Origin of the sequence: Mucilaginibacter sp., from assembly GCF_028288205.1 — a bacterium.
Taxonomy (GTDB): domain Bacteria; phylum Bacteroidota; class Bacteroidia; order Sphingobacteriales; family Sphingobacteriaceae; genus Mucilaginibacter.
The window spans coordinates 1-16174 of sequence record NZ_JAQBOD010000064.1; the positions used below are offsets into that span (position 1 = coordinate 1).

General features: G+C 41.7%; 16 protein-coding genes and 1 tRNA gene. 9 read left to right on the plus strand and 8 right to left on the minus strand.

Annotated elements, in window-relative coordinates:
- The 3 genes from JWR23_RS16830 to JWR23_RS16840 form a co-directional block, all read right to left on the minus strand.
- The coding region (locus JWR23_RS16830; protein WP_299517518.1) for a hypothetical protein at nucleotides 1-703 on the minus strand (703 nt) is incomplete at its 3' end.
- Nucleotides 700-2262, minus strand: coding sequence for a hypothetical protein (locus JWR23_RS16835; protein WP_299517520.1), 1563 nt, complete (start codon nucleotides 2260-2262; stop codon nucleotides 700-702). The genes JWR23_RS16835 and JWR23_RS16830, both read right to left, overlap by 4 nt.
- A 183-nt stretch (nucleotides 2263-2445) precedes the next feature.
- A tRNA-Ser gene (locus JWR23_RS16840) sits at nucleotides 2446-2533 on the minus strand.
- Nucleotides 2534-2824: 291 nt separating this feature from the next.
- Here JWR23_RS16840 and JWR23_RS16845 point away from each other — a divergent pair.
- Genes JWR23_RS16845 through cdaA form a run of 4 tightly spaced genes read left to right on the plus strand, consistent with a single transcriptional unit; the run spans nucleotide 2825 to nucleotide 6176 of the window.
- Nucleotides 2825-3796 (plus strand): polyprenyl synthetase family protein, encoded by a 972-nt coding sequence (locus JWR23_RS16845; RefSeq protein ID WP_299517521.1) that lies wholly within the window; start codon nucleotides 2825-2827, stop codon nucleotides 3794-3796.
- Nucleotides 3796-4848, plus strand: coding sequence for a TerC family protein (locus JWR23_RS16850; protein WP_299517522.1), 1053 nt, complete (start codon nucleotides 3796-3798; stop codon nucleotides 4846-4848). Before JWR23_RS16845 ends, JWR23_RS16850 begins: the two co-directional genes overlap by 1 nt.
- A gap of 7 nt (nucleotides 4849-4855) precedes the next feature.
- Nucleotides 4856-5332, plus strand: coding sequence for a group II truncated hemoglobin (locus tag JWR23_RS16855; RefSeq protein WP_299517523.1), 477 nt, complete (start codon nucleotides 4856-4858; stop codon nucleotides 5330-5332).
- 52 nt (nucleotides 5333-5384) lie between these two features.
- The gene (gene cdaA, locus JWR23_RS16860) at nucleotides 5385-6176 is read left to right on the plus strand and encodes a diadenylate cyclase CdaA (RefSeq protein ID WP_299517524.1); all 792 of its coding nucleotides are present in this window, start codon (nucleotides 5385-5387) and stop codon (nucleotides 6174-6176) included.
- A gap of 87 nt (nucleotides 6177-6263) precedes the next feature.
- Here cdaA and JWR23_RS16865 read toward each other — a convergent pair whose 3' ends face one another.
- The 3 genes from JWR23_RS16865 to JWR23_RS16875 all read right to left on the minus strand — a co-directional run bounded on the left by JWR23_RS16865 (nucleotide 6264) and on the right by JWR23_RS16875 (nucleotide 9910).
- Nucleotides 6264-6629 (minus strand): hypothetical protein, encoded by a 366-nt coding sequence (locus tag JWR23_RS16865; protein ID WP_299517525.1) that lies wholly within the window; start codon nucleotides 6627-6629, stop codon nucleotides 6264-6266.
- Nucleotides 6630-6799: 170 nt separating this feature from the next.
- Nucleotides 6800-9292: a M1 family metallopeptidase gene (locus JWR23_RS16870; protein ID WP_299517526.1), complete on the minus strand. Its 2493-nt coding sequence runs from the start codon at nucleotides 9290-9292 to the stop codon at nucleotides 6800-6802.
- Nucleotides 9293-9499: 207 nt separating this feature from the next.
- Entirely contained in the window at nucleotides 9500-9910 is a 411-nt protein-coding gene (locus JWR23_RS16875) for a BrxA/BrxB family bacilliredoxin (RefSeq protein WP_299501114.1), read from the minus strand.
- A 190-nt stretch (nucleotides 9911-10100) separates the two neighbouring features.
- Between JWR23_RS16875 and JWR23_RS16880 the strand changes: the two genes are divergently transcribed.
- The 4 genes from JWR23_RS16880 (at nucleotide 10101) to JWR23_RS16895 (ending at nucleotide 14005) form a co-directional block, all read left to right on the plus strand.
- Nucleotides 10101-10967: a M23 family metallopeptidase gene (locus JWR23_RS16880; protein ID WP_299517528.1), complete on the plus strand. Its 867-nt coding sequence runs from the start codon at nucleotides 10101-10103 to the stop codon at nucleotides 10965-10967.
- Between the two features lie 28 nt (nucleotides 10968-10995).
- A complete protein-coding gene (locus tag JWR23_RS16885; protein ID WP_299517529.1) occupies nucleotides 10996-11367 on the plus strand; it encodes a polymer-forming cytoskeletal protein in 372 nt (123 codons plus the stop codon).
- Nucleotides 11368-11701: 334 nt separating this feature from the next.
- The gene (ahcY, locus tag JWR23_RS16890) at nucleotides 11702-13018 is read left to right on the plus strand and encodes an adenosylhomocysteinase (protein WP_299517530.1); all 1317 of its coding nucleotides are present in this window, start codon (nucleotides 11702-11704) and stop codon (nucleotides 13016-13018) included.
- Nucleotides 13019-13408: 390 nt separating this feature from the next.
- The gene (locus JWR23_RS16895; protein ID WP_299517531.1) at nucleotides 13409-14005 is read left to right on the plus strand and encodes a hypothetical protein; all 597 of its coding nucleotides are present in this window, start codon (nucleotides 13409-13411) and stop codon (nucleotides 14003-14005) included.
- A gap of 64 nt (nucleotides 14006-14069) precedes the next feature.
- Here the strand turns inward: JWR23_RS16895 and JWR23_RS16900 are convergent, their stop codons facing one another.
- The gene (locus tag JWR23_RS16900) at nucleotides 14070-14930 is read right to left on the minus strand and encodes a glutamate--tRNA ligase family protein (RefSeq protein WP_299517533.1); all 861 of its coding nucleotides are present in this window, start codon (nucleotides 14928-14930) and stop codon (nucleotides 14070-14072) included.
- 70 nt (nucleotides 14931-15000) lie between these two features.
- Nucleotides 15001-15669, minus strand: coding sequence for a hypothetical protein (locus JWR23_RS16905; protein WP_299517534.1), 669 nt, complete (start codon nucleotides 15667-15669; stop codon nucleotides 15001-15003).
- Between the two features lie 213 nt (nucleotides 15670-15882).
- Here JWR23_RS16905 and JWR23_RS16910 point away from each other — a divergent pair, with 213 nt between their 5' ends.
- On the plus strand, nucleotides 15883-16152 hold the full coding sequence (locus JWR23_RS16910) for a hypothetical protein (protein WP_299517536.1): 270 nt from the start codon (nucleotides 15883-15885) through the stop codon (nucleotides 16150-16152).
- Nucleotides 16153-16174 lie beyond the last annotated feature (22 nt).

Consider the following 16174-nt stretch of genomic DNA (forward strand, 5'->3'; position numbering starts at 1 on the left):
TAAAAGCGGTCTCTTCCAATTGATAATGGTACGCTGCATCCCGATAAGCTTGATCCAGCATTACTTTCAAGGAAATGGCCTCTTCCGGGTTTGCCACGATCATGTCGTATAAGTTTCTCGCCTGCTGATCTTCAAGCGCCAGAGCTGCTTCGGATTCCTGATTCGAGGCCTGCACAGCAAAAGCCGCTTGCAGAGCGACCAGCGTTAAGGCTACGGCATTATTGGCATCCTTTCCTGCGGTGTCGACCATGCTTACCAATTCATCGGAGATGAGCGGGTTCAGCGCCTTTTGCCTGACCACTTTCTGCGCCAGCTTATTGATGAGTCCGGCTGAATAGATCAGCTTATCGATCACCTGCTTCATGGACAGGGAAAGCTTATTAGTACTGTTATTGGCGATATTCATTTCGGACAGTGTTTTTTCCGAAATGTTTTTCAAATTGGAAACGCTGTCGGCCAATTGACCGGCTAAAACGGTGTTGTTATAGGTCTGGTATTGGTTCTTTTCGGCAAGGCTTAAAAATCCCTGGAAATCAGCGGCTTTCTGTGTAAGCGAATAGACAATGGCCTGGTACCGTTCTACATTATGCTGGGCCGCTATTATCAGAAGCGTTAAGGCATCCAGTTCGGCCTTTTTCTGTTCGCTAATACCATTATTGGGTTTTATAATCAGGTTTTTTGGCGTTAAGGGTTGTTCGCTCATGATCGGTCGCTAATTTGGTATTGAAATTTACTATGAACGCCCAGGTCAGAGAGTGTATCGGTGAACCCGGCTGTATTTTCGACTGTTGGTGATGATGTTGTCAAAACCAATACGTAATATTCGGCTTGATCAGTCAGTGGGCTGCCAAAATTATCGGTCGTTTCGCCCCCGATATAAGCAATATAATGATCATCCATATCCTTTGTATCCATATACGCTGCTACTGTGTAATTTCCAGGGGCGACCTGTTGCGCAATAGCCAGATCAAAAACAAAGCCCGGCTTGCTGAGTCCTGTTGTTGCCGGTAATAAAATGCAACGGTATTCCGGCAGACAATCGCATAAAGGGTTTTGTTTGATATGAAACCGCAGCGCGTAGATCGAGCCTGTTTGTTCCTTGTCTTTTTTTGTAGTAACGAATGCCGATTTTACGGTAATTTGAACTTTTGGCCAAAGAATAGTTAGCACGAACGTATTGGATGGAGCAGACAAATAATTACTAAAGTCATTGAGCGCCATTTTGTATGCTTGGGTATAAGCGGCTAATAAAAAAACCACATAGGGCTGTCCATAGCAGATCTCGTCGCCATCTGCGTCTTTCAGTACTTGTTCCTTGAATTTTACCATCTGCGAACAGGTGCCTTGCGGTATGGAGATGTCTATTTTAAGGATATGCCGCTTGCTTTCCTCTTCCTCAAGGATAGCCGCCGCAGTGGCCATCGAAAAGGTAAATTTCTTGCTGTTCTTTACCACGATGATGTAGTAGTCCTGCACCACAGGTAAAGGCATATTTCGATCTTCAAAAGCGTTGACAATAGGAGCGAAGTGAACAGTAAAGCTGGTTTCACCGGGGTTGTCGACGTTCAGGTCAAGGTTGAGCCGTTCGTTCATCGTCCGGTAAACTGATTGCGCGGCATCCAGGTCCACAGCGATATCCTGCAGGTTGCCCTCAACCAAGCCTCTGTTGACGACTGCTGTATCCAGCTCACGGCTGGCCGCAGCTGCCGCCTGCGATGTCGCATCAAAGTCTGCTGAGCAGCTCTTGAGTAAATTATTTACTAACCCGTTCGTGTTTTTCGACTGGTCGAGCAATGTCGCTGAGGCCACCTCCGAAGTGTACATGGATGCCTCCATGGCCGTGTGTGAAGCGGTTTCGGCACTGTATGCAGTGTCGTTGATCAGATCACGGATATATTCCGCGCTTTTATACAAGGCAGAATCCTGATCAGCGGCCATCAATATGCTAAAAATGTTACCGATATCGCCGGCCAGCCGGAGGATAGAGTTCGCAGCGACCTTTACGTTCGCAGCACAGACAGCAGCATTGGTAACCGATTGCCGGATGTATTGGCTTGCCTGGGTAGTCGATGCCAGCTGGTTATTGGCCATGTTGCTGCTGTTCACCGCCTGCTTCCTCACTGTGGCTTGAAAGACTGCCTGTTTACCGGCCGCTTCTAGTTTTTCAGCGGCGATGATCTCAGCACCCTGGGCATGATAAAGCGTAAATAAAGCGGCGTTCTTTTGCGATCCCAGTTTTTTCTGATCCACTTCCTGGCTCAATAAGGAGCTTACTATTGTAGACCTCAGGTTTTCGTTATAGGTATTCATTGCCGGATAAGGTGATTATGTTGAGCAAGATACATAAAAGGTGGTAGCGAAATATAACCGCGTCGGCGAATCTGCCGAGATAAGAACAAAAAAGCGAAAAAGTGTTCAAGAAAATGACACCTTTTCGCTTTTCAGCGGAGAGGGAGGGATTCGAACCCTCGATACACTTTTGGCGTATACACACTTTCCAGGCGTGCTCTTTCGACCACTCAGACACCTCTCCGGGAAAATAGGATTGCAAAGGTAAAATAATATTGCATTACCGTGTATAAAAAAGCGAAGCACCCAACTGAATGCTCCGCTTGTATAAAAAAAATAACCAAAAACTACATCACCACTTTAATCACAGTATATTACTGCAATGTCAATGTATTATTATAGAGTGCTTGTACCTCATTTAGTTTAATTGTACTCAAAATTTTTATGGTAATAATGCAGATAAACATTTTTAGCTTATGTTTGCTTCCGTTAGCCAAACAGGCAGTTTGGCATATAAAAAGCCCGTGCAATTTCAATGCTGAGCATCAACGAGATCAAAAAACCCATTGCTGCAGATATTGATGTTTTTGAGGAGCGTTTTAAAGCCTCCATGCAAAGCTCAGTACCATTGCTTGACCGTATTACCCATTACATAGTAAAACGCAAGGGCAAGCAAATAAGGCCAATGTTTGTATTCTTTTCGGCCAGTATTTGCGGCGGCATCAATGAGTCGACACATCGGGGAGCCGCGTTGGTTGAATTGCTGCACACCGCCACATTGGTGCATGACGATGTAGTTGATAATTCGTATCAACGACGGGGATTTTTCTCTATAAACGCTTTATGGAAAAATAAAATAGCTGTTTTGGTTGGCGATTATTTGCTATCAAAAGGCTTGCTGCTTTCTATTGATAACGGCGATTTTAAGCTATTGAAGATCGTGTCAGAAGCAGTGAAACAAATGAGCGAGGGGGAACTGTTGCAGATAGAAAAAGTGCGCCGTATGGATATAGGCGAACCGGTTTATTATGATGTTATCCGTCAGAAAACAGCGTCGCTTATTGCGGCATGCTGTGCTTGCGGGGCAGCATCGGCCGGGGCAGATGATGAGACTATTGAAAAGATGAGATTATTTGGCGAGAAGATAGGCATAGCCTTTCAGATAAAAGATGACATATTTGATTTTGGCACAGATGATGTAGGTAAGCCGTTAGGAATTGACATTAAGGAGAAAAAGGTTACTTTGCCATTAATCTATTCGTTAAGCAATAGTAGCGCTGCTGAGAAAAAAAGGATGATTAATATGGTGAAAAATCACAATGATGATCCTGAAAAAATTGCAGCAATCATCAATTTTGTTACTGAAACCGGCGGCATACAATATGCGGAAACCCAAATGATAAAATACCGGGACGAAGCTTTTAACATTTTGAATACTTTACCAGAGGGTGATTCGCGCAGTGGTCTGGAGCAGCTGGTGCGGTTTACAACTGAACGTGATAAATAATGACAAACGAACTTCTATTTATTGCAGGCTTTTTGGTTTTCATTTTTATAATGATGGCTTTGGACCTGGGCTTATTTGGTAAATCTGATAAACCGGTAAGTCTTAAACAAGCCGGTTTCATGAGCGCGGTTTGGGTTGCCCTTGCGCTTGGGTTTTATATGCTGATTTTAAAGTATGGCGATTTGCTGCATCACATAGACAGCTTTGCTACTCTAAAAGAAATAAACACCAAAAACTTTCACGACCTAAAACTAAATCCCAATGATTTTGCCGGTAGTTTAGCGCTTTATCGTAAAAACCTGGGTCTTGAATTTATTACCGGTTATGTGGTTGAGTACGCGCTATCGGTTGATAATATATTTGTGATGGTGCTAATTTTTACGGCTTTCGCGGTTAATCAAAAACATTATCACAAGGTATTGTTATGGGGTATTATTGGTGCGGTAGTTATGCGGTTCCTTTTCATTTTTGTGGGCGCGGCATTAATTGAGGAGTTCCATTGGGTATTGTATTTATTTGGCGCGTTCCTGGTTTATACGGGCGTTACCATGTTTATTAATCGTAATCAGGAAGAAGAAATAGACCCCGAAAATCATAAAATAGTTAAGCTTGCCTCTAAATATTTTTCGGTTCATCCCAAATTCGAGGGGGGTAAATTCTTTATTAGAATAGATAAAAAGAAATTCATCACGCCGCTTTTTTTAGTGTTGTTAATCATTGAGGTTACAGATCTGGTTTTCGCTGTGGATTCTATACCGGCAATATTCTCTATAACCAAGGATCCGTATATTGTATTTTTCTCTAACATATTTGCCATATTGGGTCTGCGTTCCATGTTCTTCTTGCTGGTAAATATTATTGATAAGTTCCATTACCTTAAAGTAGGGTTGGCGGTATTGCTGGCATTTATCGGCTTAAAAATGCTGGCAGCTAACTATGTTGATGAGATAGGCCTTACCACCGGCAGATCGTTACTGATTATCATGGGCATTTTAACAGTAAGTATAGTAGCATCTCTTGTATTTCCTAAAAAAGAAACCGTGCATAAATAGTATTGATATGGAAAACAGTAACCCTATTCCCTCGCTATTTGAATGGGCGGGCGGTATGCCTGCTTTCGAAAATCTTTTCGACAAATTCTATGATAAGGTGTTGACTGATGATATTTTAGAGCCGGTATTCAAGCATATGTCGGCACAGCACCGGCTACATGTGGCTCATTTTGTTGCCGAGGTTTTGGGCGGCCCAAAATTGTACAGTGAATCAGAAGGCAGTCATTTCCTGATGATACAAAAGCACCTGGCTAAACACCTAACCCAACAGCACCGTAAACGCTGGATGGAGTTACTGCTTGAAACGGCCGATGAATTACAGTTACCCGACGATCCCGAATTTCGTTCTGCATTTATGGCCTATTTAGAGTGGGGCACACGTATAGCAGTGCTTAACTCGAACCAGGATAATACAGACGAGGACCCTAACATGCCCATGCCCAAATGGGATTGGGGAGTACCCGGCGGCCCGTATAAAGGGTAAAAACTTACCTGCCAATGGTATTGGTGTTTATATAAAAATATTAACTTCGTGAATGCACTCATTAGATTTTAGCTTTCTAAAAATTACGCCTTTAAATGTATTAGATGTACTGCTTGTAGCATTTATTATATACCAGTTATATAATCTTATTAGGGGCACCATAGCAGTTAATATTCTGATAGGGCTGGGCATTATATACGGCTTATACTTTGTGGTAAAGGCATTGCAAATGCAGTTGCTTACAGAGATACTGGGCTATTTTACCAACGTGGGGATAATAGTGATCATCGTAGTATTTCAGCAGGAGATACGGCGGTTTTTGCTGTTGGTGGGTAAGAATGCTTCGTTACAGCGCAACAAAGCCTGGTGGCGATATTTCTTTGGTAAGACAAAGGAAGAAAAAAACAATTACGCCCGCATAAAACCTATTATAGATGCCTGCAAAATCTTAAAACAAACCCGTACAGGGGCACTTATTGTATTTGCCAAATACTATGATGAACAGTTTTACCAAAACAGCTGCGAAGTATTAGAGGCCAAAATATCAAAACGTTTATTAGAGAGTATCTTTCAGAAAACAAGCCCGCTGCATGACGGGGCAGTGGTTATAGCCGAAAACAAAATTAAATCGGCCAGTTGCATTTTGCCGCTTACGGATAAGGCCGATCTGCCCGCTCAATTCGGCTTGCGCCATAGGGCCGGCATTGGTGTTACCGAGGCCAATGAGGCTACAGCTATTATCGTATCAGAAGAAACCGGCGAAATATCATATGCAAAACAGGGCCGGATAAAAATGAATATCAGTTTTGCTGAACTGGAAAAACTGTTGAACAAAGATTTTTAAAGTGTAGGTGTATACGGTAACTGTATACACCATATACACCCATATACACTGGCAAAACAGTGTCACCAAATAATTAAAATTAATTACTTAAGGTAATGGTTTAACTGTAGCGCCCGGCTTTTTCATGTAATATATTTTTGGCTGGTTTATACCTGCAACAGGCATAGTATAGCCGGTTTTGTCGGGCTGCACTATGGCCATATTGGGGTCGGTGTTTCTAAGCCTTACAACAGGCATATGATCGATTTTAATTGCCGGGGGCCTATTGAAATTTAAATCGGGGTTATTTGCCAGCGAGTCTATATTTCCTTTAAACAATTTATTAAAATTAGAATCAGGTTTTAATCTATAGGGTGGCAAGGGTAGTTTATTATTGGGCAGGCGCGGTGTTTGTTGTGCCCTCACTGCTAAAATGCAAATCAGCATTAATGCTGTAAATACAAGCGTTTTCATAACTGATAAATTGGTATACTAATTTATCAGTTTTACCAATTAATACCTAATTATTTAACTTTTTTAACAAATTGCTTGTTTAGTTGCATTCTTTGCAATAATGTGAATTAGTGCAATAATAAAATGGGGCGACTAACCAGTCGCCCCATCTCAAAAAATAATTTTACTCCTTACTTCGCATTTATCGCTTTAACAGCTTCATCCGCGGCATTAGCTGATGCGGTATCGTTTATTTTGGCCCGTTGTGTTTTTACATCATTTAACAAACCAGTTACAACCGGCGCAATACCATACACTTTATATTTTATACCAAAATCTTTTAGCGCGTCTATTCCTTGCATTACATACTCTGGTTTATCCATTTTAGCGGTCATGGCTGCAAATTCCTTAATCATATTAAACTTAGCTTGTATGCCCGCATCCTGGTATTGTTTGTAAACAAATGGCCATTGTGCACCCGAGCCGCCCGTAGCATAAATATGTACTATTGCCTGGGTTAAGTTGCCTTTGTTATCCTTTTCAAAACCTTTGGCTAATTCTAAGGCTTGTGCAGGCTCTTGTAATGATATAGCATTTAAAGCCGAGCCTTGTACAGCGTACGATTGGTTTTTAAGCGATTCTTTAAACAGGGTCATCATACCGGCTGCTTTAAGCTTGCCTAATACGCTAATAGCAGCAGCACGTACTAAAGTATTATCATCAGTTTGCGCTAACGCGATCAATATAGGCTGGGCCGCGTTGCGTACATCATCATTAGCCATGTTTAAGCCACGGATAGCTTTTATGCGTAAGCCGTAATATTTATCCTTTAAAGCGGCTATCATTACTTTTTGCGCGCCGGCATTGCCTTGCTCTGGTGTTGCATGATCTATCGCTTCAAAGCGGTCAAGATATAATGGCGCGTTAAAGTATTGGAAAACATATTCGTCCAGGGTTTTGCTGTCTTTCTTTTCGGCCAATAGCACCTTATTGCCGTCAACATTCACCAGGTCTGGTTTTACAGCCGATGCAAAAGTTAAGGTGTCGGCTTTATTATTCATCCATATATTGTGGTGCACTTTTTTACCGCCCGCATAAACATCAATTGCCATAGGTAAAATAAAGGCGTTGCCATCCTGGGTTTGCTGCAGATAAACCGTTTCTTTTTTTGCTGCGTCATCCCATTTATAGCTAATTGTTAATGCCGGGTTGCCGTGGCCATAATACCATTGGTTGAAAAACCAGTTCAGGTCGCGGCCGCTGGCTTCTTCAAGCGCTAAACGTAATTGTTGCGCTTCACCGGCTTTAAAAGCGTTGGTTTTAAGGTAAATACCTAAGCCTTTATAAAAAGCGTCTTTACCTAAATAGTTGCGCAGCATATTTAATATACGGCCACCTTTTTGATAGGTTACCAAATCAAATACATCTTCTTTATCAACATAATGAAAACGAACCAGGTTCTTTGTTTTATTTGCCGGGTTGGCCAAATAGTTAACCATGGCAGTGTAACTATGCGCATCGGCTTCATCCTGGCCATATTTATGTTCGGCCCAAAGCATCTCGCTAAAATCAGCGAATGATTCATTTACGGTTGTGTTGCTCCAGCTTTCGGTAGTAACCAGGTCGCCAAACCATTGGTGAAACAACTCATGTGCTATGGTGCTTCGTCCGGCATCGTAATTGGCATCTAATAATTCGCGGGGTGTTTCCTGCACATATGCACCATGCAGCGTAGCTGATGTATTTTCCATCGCGCCGCTCACATAATCGCGCACAACAATTTGGGCATATTTGTTCCATGGGTAATCAACACCTAAAGTTTTCGAGTAAAACTCTATCAGTTCCGGTGTCATGCCAAAAATTTGCTTGGCATACGGTGCATACTTTGGCTCCAGGTAATAGTCAACCGGCTTGTTGCGCCATTTGTCATGAAATATTTTAAAATCGCCAACGGCCATCATAAACAGGTAAGGCGAGTGGGGTAGCTCCATCTTCCAGGTATCGGTACGAGTACCGTCGCCATTAACTTTTTGCGATGCCAGCCTGCCGTTTGATAAGGTTACATATTTGGCGGGCACGGTCATAACAATTTCGTCGGTAGTTTTTTGCTGCGGCTGATCAATAGTAGGGAACCAGCATGATGAGCTTTCGGTTTCGCCTTGTGTCCAAATCTGGGTAGGCTTGTCTTTTTCGGTACCGTCAGGGTTAATAAAATATAAACCTTTAGCATCGTTTATAGCGGCGCTGCCTTTTACATGAAGCTGGTTAGGTTTTGAGGTATAATCAATATAGATGGTATAGTTTTCATTGTTATGATAAACCTTATCCAGCTGTATAGCCAAACTCAGGCTATCCTGGTATTTATATTTTAACGGAATGTTTTTGCCGTTTTTTACTACTGATATATTTTTAATATCCATACCCTTGGCATCAAGTCTTAAGGTATCTGTTGCATAAAAATGCGGCTTTAAAGTAACCCATTCTTTGCCATATAAATAGCGTTTTTTGTAGTCGAAACGTACATCCAGTTTAGTATGTATCAGATCATTAATGCGGGAAGGTGTTGCCCGGTATATTTTCATTAACGGGTCCTCGGCCTTTGGTGCCTGGGCCATTACCGGGCTTAGCGAGGCTGCGGTAATTACAATACCGGCAACTAAACCGGTTAGTGTGGTTTTTTTCATATAGAATAATGAGTCAGGTTAATAAGCGAAAATAAGAGTTTTTAATTTATATTTAAGATGCTTTGTATCACTAAAATGTTACAGGGGGAGTGGAGAGATTAGAGGTTGGTGATTAGAGATTAGGCTAGACAAGGTTTATAAAAGAAAAAAGCGATAAGGGTTACTCATCGCTTTTTTTATTAAATTTTACGGGCAACTAATCTCTAACTAACAATACTGCTCAAAAGCGCCTATCAAATTATCTGCTATCATTTGTGCAGGGCGACCTTCAATTTGATGGCGCTCTATCATGTGTACCAGCTTGCCATCTTTAAACAAAGCCATAGCAGGTGATGACGGCGGATAAGGCAACATATAGTTACGTGCGCTGTCTACAGCTTCTTTTTCCATTCCGGCAAAAACAGTTACAAATTTATCAGGGTGCTTTGCGCTTTGTGTCGCAATTTTAGCAGCCGGGCGCGCGTTGGCAGCAGCGCAACCGCAAACAGAATTAACCATTACAAATACCGTTCCTTCGCTTTCTATAGCATTTTTCACAGCCTCGGCATCTTTTAACTCTTCAAAACCAACCTTGGTCAGATCTTCCCGCATTGGGGTAACTAAATATTCTGGATACATCATAATATGTGTCTTTTCAATTTTTATTATACAAAAATAACAATTAGGGCAACAGTTAGTACGTTAATTTCGTAATAATAACATCATGCTGACAATGGTGAATACAACTTAAGCGTCAGTATGTTTAAATTTAATATTGATTTATTAGCTGCATTTTATAAATTGCAGACCCTAATCGCAATTAGAGTAAATGAAAGTTAACCCCAAAGATGTTAGTACAATTGTTATTTTAAGTAAAAATAAACAGGGTACAAAAACAATTCAGATAAAAACAAGGCATATAACCCGCCTTAAATATTATGCGATGGGTTTGTTCTCTGTACTTGCTTTATTGATAGGATCAATAGTTTTTTTGAATAACAGAAACGCGCAGCAGGAAGTTGAAAAACAATTATTACTCACGCAAATTGTAAGCTTAAAGGGCCAGATACCTATTGCTCTTCAAAAACAAAGTGAAAAAAACTCTGCACAATCATACATACAGGCTATTGAAGGTAAATTAAAAAGCATTAATGATTATTTAAAAAAGCGCGGTTTAAAAGGTTTTTCAACCAAAGCAGTTGGGGGTGATACTAATGACGAAGGCACTAAACTTTCGGATAAAGAGGTATATATGGCTTATAATGATTACCTGGCACATGTAGTAAACTCAGTCGCTTTTACCCCGATGGGCTATCCGCGTATAAGTTCTATGACATCAAGTTTTGGTTATAGGAGCGATCCTTTCAATACGGCACATGCCGAGTTTCATCCGGGCATTGATTTTAAAGGGAATACGGGCGATGTGGCCAAATGTACAGCCAACGGCAGGGTAGTTTCTGCCGGTTGGAACGGCGGCTATGGCAACTGCGTGCGTGTAGCGCATGCTAACGGATTCGAAACGTTATACGGCCATTTATCACGCATAACAGTTAAAGTTGGCCAAGAGGTTTCTGTAGGCGAAAAGGTAGGCGAGGTAGGTTCAACGGGACATTCAACAGGGGCGCATTTACACTACGAGGTAAGGCAAAATGGTAAGCCAATAAACCCGGTTAAATTTTTAACCTTAAATAATTAATAATCTTCTATATCTATAAGGGCGGGTAATGGGTGTTTTTTCAAAAAAAAATAAAATAGCGCTTGATTTGCAGGCTATATCAACATTAATAAGTGAAGGAAGTGTAATTACCGGCAACGTGAAGGCTCCGGCTTTTGCACGTATTGATGGCCAGGTAAACGGCGATGTATATGTTGACGAAGGTTTAATATTAGGCGAAAAAGGTGTTGTACAGGGTACTGTAACTACTAAAGAAATGATTGTATATGGTACCTTAAATGGTAACATTACCGTACAATCTTTAGAAATTAAAGGCACCGGCAAAATTACCGGCGATATTGAAACCGGCACCCTGCTGGTTGAAGCCGGCGGTGTTTATAATGGCCATTTGGCTATGGCATCTGCAAAGACTAAAGCGTAGTCGCATTAATCGTGCGCCGTTGACTCACCCCGCGGCACTTCGTGCGCGACCCTCTCTTCGCTGCGCGTAAAGAGGGTGATAAAGAGAGAGTGATTGAGCGAAGCGATAATCGGGTGAGTAAACTCGTTAAGGATTGAAGCGGATACCAGCCACTTCGAGGGCCTCAGTGCAGGCCGCGCCTAAGGCCCTGCGCAGTATGAGCGGAAAGCCTGACCCAAAAGGGAAACGCCAATAACCACCAATGACCTTGCAATAATCGCATTCCGAATGCTTTAGCATTTCACTTTAACAATAGAATGTGTTATTTTTGCATTTCAAAAAAAAACAAAACGCTATGTCATCAGTAGAGACCGCTTACACCAAGTACAAAGTTAAAGACTTTTCATTAGCCGAATGGGGCCGCAAAGAAATTGGATTAGCCGAAGCAGAAATGCCGGGTTTAATGGCATTACGCCATGAATTTGGTGCTTCAAAACCATTAAAGGGCGCGCGCATTGCAGGCTGCCTGCACATGACCATCCAAACCGCTGTTTTAATTGAAACATTGGTTGAACTGGGTGCCGAGGTTACCTGGTCATCATGTAACATATTTTCAACCCAGGATCATGCTGCTGCCGCTATTGCTGCTGCGGGTGTATCTGTTTATGCCTGGAAAGGTTTAAACGAGGTTGATTTTGACTGGTGCATTGAGCAAACCTTGTTTTTTGGCGAGGACCGCAAACCATTAAACATGATATTAGATGATGGCGGCGATTTAACCAATATGGTATTTGACCGTTACCCTGAATTAGTTGCAGGCATTAAAGGTTTATCAGAAGAAACTACAACCGGTGTTCACCGTTTATATGAGCGCATGAAGAATGGTACTTTGCCAATTCCTGCTATCAATATTAATGACTCTGTTACCAAATCAAAATTTGATAATAAATATGGCTGCCGCGAATCGCTGGTTGACGCTATACGCCGTGCTACCGACGTAATGATGGCCGGTAAAGTTGGCGTTGTTTGCGGTTATGGCGATGTGGGTAAAGGCTCTGCCGACTCATTGCGCAACGCGGGTGTACGTGTTATAGTTACAGAAATTGACCCTATCTGTGCTTTACAAGCAGCTATGGAAGGTTTCGAGGTTAAAAAATTAAGTACTGCTATTGCCGAGGCTGATATTGTGGTAACTGCTACAGGTAACATGAACATTGTTCGCGAAGAGCACTTCCGTGCCTTGAAAGACAAAGCTATTGTTTGTAACATCGGTCACTTTGATAACGAGATTGACATGGCCTGGTTAAACAGTGCTTATGGCAATACCAAAATTGAAATTAAACCACAGGTTGATAAATATACCATTGATGGCAGCGACGTTATTGTTTTAGCCGAGGGCCGTTTAGTAAACTTAGGTTGTGCCACTGGCCACCCAAGTTTTGTAATGAGTAACTCGTTCACTAATCAAACTTTGGCTCAATTAGAGCTTTGGACAAACGCAGGTGCATACGAAAACAAAGTTTACACCTTACCAAAACAATTAGACGAAAAAGTTGCCCGTTTACACCTTGCTAAAATTGGTGTTGAGCTGGAAGAACTTGACCAAAACCAGGCTGATTACATCGGCGTACCGGTTGCAGGTCCGTTTAAACCGGAGTATTACAGGTACTAATTTTAAAGTCAAAATTAAAAACTGCGTAGCGCTCTTGAGCACCTTTTAAAAAAGATAAAAACGCGAAAAATTCAAAAGGGTATGATTTTAGGATCATGCCCTTTTTTGTGTGGGATTAACTGTGCGTCATTGAGCGCAGCATGGCAATCTCTGCGCAGCAGATATCCGGTTTACTGTGCTGTAGAGATCGCCACACTCGTACCTCGTTCGCGATGACGTGGCGGAGAAAAGGATGTTACATAAAGACCGAATTAAATGGTGATACTATTTTGCCAGTGTTACAGTGTTCCACTTACTAAAAATGGAACACCCTTGTTATACCAGACTTACAAAGTCTTAAAAACTAAGTCTTTATTGTAACATTTCCGGTTTTTCATCGTCTTATCTTACATGAAAAATCTAACACCGACCATCGCAATAATAGTTATTGTATTTACAATTGCCGCTTGCAAAAAGAAAAACAATCCTGCCAATGAAGTAACCCCGGTAAAAGAACCGGTTATGATCTATACAGATCTATCAGGCAAAATATTAAAAGATCCCAACACCGCTTATCATATTGATATCAATAAGGATGGGATTGCCGATGTGCATATGCAGGCATTCGCACTTGGCGCCATAGACCGATATGAACTGCAATTTAAAGCCGTTACATCACCAGGCACGTACCTGTCGGTTGATAATAATGAACAAACAGCCCCTTTCCTTTTAAAAGATAAAATAACCACCGCTGATATGACCCTACACCAATGGCTTGAAGTGGCCGCCATTGTATTAATGAATAATGTAACACCCGCAGGTGCGCCTTATTGGGCCGGTAACTGGCAAAATCTGTCGCATGTGTATTTACCTATAATGCAAATAAAAAACGGCACCTACTATGCCGGCTGGATAGAACTAAGCACCAATACTAAAACGGGTACTGTTGAATTACATCGCGCAGCGATAAGCACAGAGCCTAATGTTGCCGTTAAGGCAGGGGTATAGTTTATATTAGATTTAAGAAGTTTTTAAACAGTGAAGCGCTCAATGAGGCCTTTAAAAACAAACACTACCGAATTAAACTTCGTAAATCTTCTTCGATACCCAACATCCGCCCAATCTCCTCATAAACATCTTCCGGGGTTTTACCTTGCTCCCTCAAATATTTTATAGAAGTTGCCCCGGCAGATTTGGATAGTTTTTTATCGCCACTTTCCATTAACAGCGGGTGATGATGAAAGGTGATACTTTGAAAAGCATCTTTATGAAGAACTGAGGCCAGATAATGCTGCGCTATGGTTGATGGGTAAAGATCCTGACCGCGCACTACCAGGTCGATACCAAAATGTAAATCATCCAATAATGATGCTAATTGATAGGATGGATAGCCGTCCTTCTTTTTTACAATAAAATCTTTCATGGTATCTGGCAGCTTAGTTTTGATTATACCGTCATTCAAGGTGTGGATGGATACGTCTTTTTCATCAGTGTATAATCGCCAGGCGATATTGGGTCTATCAAGCGGTATGGCTTTGTCACGGCAAGTGCCCGGATAAATATTGCCCTGTACCTGCGCTCTTGAGCATTGGCAGGCAAATACATCGCCTTGTTGTTCTAATTGTTTCAGCGCGGTGTTATAGCTGTCCATCCGGTGCAATTGCGACCACGAACTTTTATATTCTTCCACATCGCGCGGGCCCTCATCCCATGGGATATTTAAAAAGTTGAGGGTGTCAAAAATATCCTGTATATAAAGCAGGTTAACACGTTGCTGGTCCAGATCATCTATGCGGAGCAATATTTTAGCACCTGTTTTGCGTGCCAACGCGGCAGTTAGGGCAAATGATAAGGCATTACCCAAATGTAAATAGCCACTTGGAGTTGGGGCAATCCGGGTTTTATTAAAATGTCGCGCGGGTGTATTCAGCATCTATACCGTAAACATAAAAAAAGGGCATGATAATTACCATGCCCTTTGGTTTTATATGTAGTTAAGGTTTTTAATTGATGCCTACAGCGGCAGCTACCTGGCTATAATTATTTAAGTTAAGCCCCGGGTTATGCAGCATTAAGGGGGTAAGTGAAGTGCCGGGAACTACCACTACCCTTATATCAAGGCCTGTTGCTGTAAAGTTTGCTTTAAGATCTATATATCCTATTCCATATGCCTGCAAATTCAAGGTATTGCCTGTTTCACTATAAGGCAACGCAAACCAGGATGTTGAAACACCGGTATTTCTAAAATAAACTAAAATTATACCCTTGTCAACAATTGCCTGGGTTATTGCCGGCACCATAAACCGTGTACTACCGGCTAAATAAACGCTTTTATTAGTAAATAAATAGTTTGCAATATTTGTAGAAGCGCCGTCGGCCCCTGTTGCGCCGGTTGCGCCGGTAGCACCTGTAGCGCCAGTTGCACCTGTAGCACCATCAGCACCTGTAGCGCCGGTAGCACCAGCCGGGCCGGTAGCACCAACTGCACCTGTAGCACCGGCAACACCTTGCGGCCCGCCGGGACCCACGGCCCCTGCAGCACCTGTTGCCCCGTTAGCTCCTGCTGTACCATTGGTGCCGTTAGCTCCTGTTGGGCCTGGTGTAGTGCTTTTACAAGCGTTTAAACCAATAACAGCCAGGGCAAATAAAGGTAATATGTATTTGATTTTCATAATTCGGACTTAAGTAACTTAATATGTATGGAGCTTTTACGCAGCACTATACATATAGTTTCATTTATTTGTTAGTAGGTAATTAAGTTTCCTTTGGTTTTATAATATTAACGCGCACGATTTTTGTGGTATTTTAACAAGTGTTTATAAAAGTATTGAAATAGTTAAAACTTATGTTCTTCCTTTTCGTTAAATTAATAAAACATTAACCTAATGAATAATATACGTAACCTGCACACTAAAGTGCATGCATGGATTGATACTATTGGTTTTAGGCTTAATACGTCGCAGACTGACAAAAAAAATAAAATAACAACCAATCATTATTTTTTTGAAACCTTTAATTTCTTCGAAAGAAATAAGGATGGTGACATAAAAAATTCAAAGTTTTTGTGTTTCGATATGTACGGCGAAAAAGTAAATGTACGGTCGTTGCTTGACCTGCAGACTGCGTTTTTTGAAAACATAAGCCAGCTTAAATAGTAATTGAATTGTTTTAAAGTTT

What these genes read in the sequence shown, in the direction of transcription:
- JWR23_RS16850 (WP_299517522.1), top strand. Translation starts at nt 3,796, where the DNA reads ATGACAAACGAACTTCTATTTATTGCAGGCTTTTTGGTTTTCATTTTT.
- cdaA (WP_299517524.1), top strand. Translation starts at nt 5,385, where the DNA reads ATGCACTCATTAGATTTTAGCTTTCTAAAAATTACGCCTTTAAATGTA.
- JWR23_RS16885 (WP_299517529.1), top strand. Translation starts at nt 10,996, where the DNA reads ATGGGTGTTTTTTCAAAAAAAAATAAAATAGCGCTTGATTTGCAGGCT.
- JWR23_RS16880 (WP_299517528.1), top strand. Translation starts at nt 10,101, where the DNA reads ATGAAAGTTAACCCCAAAGATGTTAGTACAATTGTTATTTTAAGTAAA.
- JWR23_RS16900 (WP_299517533.1), bottom strand. Translation starts at nt 14,930, where the DNA reads ATGCTGAATACACCCGCGCGACATTTTAATAAAACCCGGATTGCCCCA.
- JWR23_RS16875 (WP_299501114.1), bottom strand. Translation starts at nt 9,910, where the DNA reads ATGTATCCAGAATATTTAGTTACCCCAATGCGGGAAGATCTGACCAAG.
- JWR23_RS16910 (WP_299517536.1), top strand. Translation starts at nt 15,883, where the DNA reads ATGAATAATATACGTAACCTGCACACTAAAGTGCATGCATGGATTGAT.
- JWR23_RS16895 (WP_299517531.1), top strand. Translation starts at nt 13,409, where the DNA reads ATGAAAAATCTAACACCGACCATCGCAATAATAGTTATTGTATTTACA.
- JWR23_RS16865 (WP_299517525.1), bottom strand. Translation starts at nt 6,629, where the DNA reads ATGAAAACGCTTGTATTTACAGCATTAATGCTGATTTGCATTTTAGCA.
- JWR23_RS16905 (WP_299517534.1), bottom strand. Translation starts at nt 15,669, where the DNA reads ATGAAAATCAAATACATATTACCTTTATTTGCCCTGGCTGTTATTGGT.
- JWR23_RS16870 (WP_299517526.1), bottom strand. Translation starts at nt 9,292, where the DNA reads ATGAAAAAAACCACACTAACCGGTTTAGTTGCCGGTATTGTAATTACC.
- ahcY (WP_299517530.1), top strand. Translation starts at nt 11,702, where the DNA reads ATGTCATCAGTAGAGACCGCTTACACCAAGTACAAAGTTAAAGACTTT.
- JWR23_RS16845 (WP_299517521.1), top strand. Translation starts at nt 2,825, where the DNA reads ATGCTGAGCATCAACGAGATCAAAAAACCCATTGCTGCAGATATTGAT.
- JWR23_RS16855 (WP_299517523.1), top strand. Translation starts at nt 4,856, where the DNA reads ATGGAAAACAGTAACCCTATTCCCTCGCTATTTGAATGGGCGGGCGGT.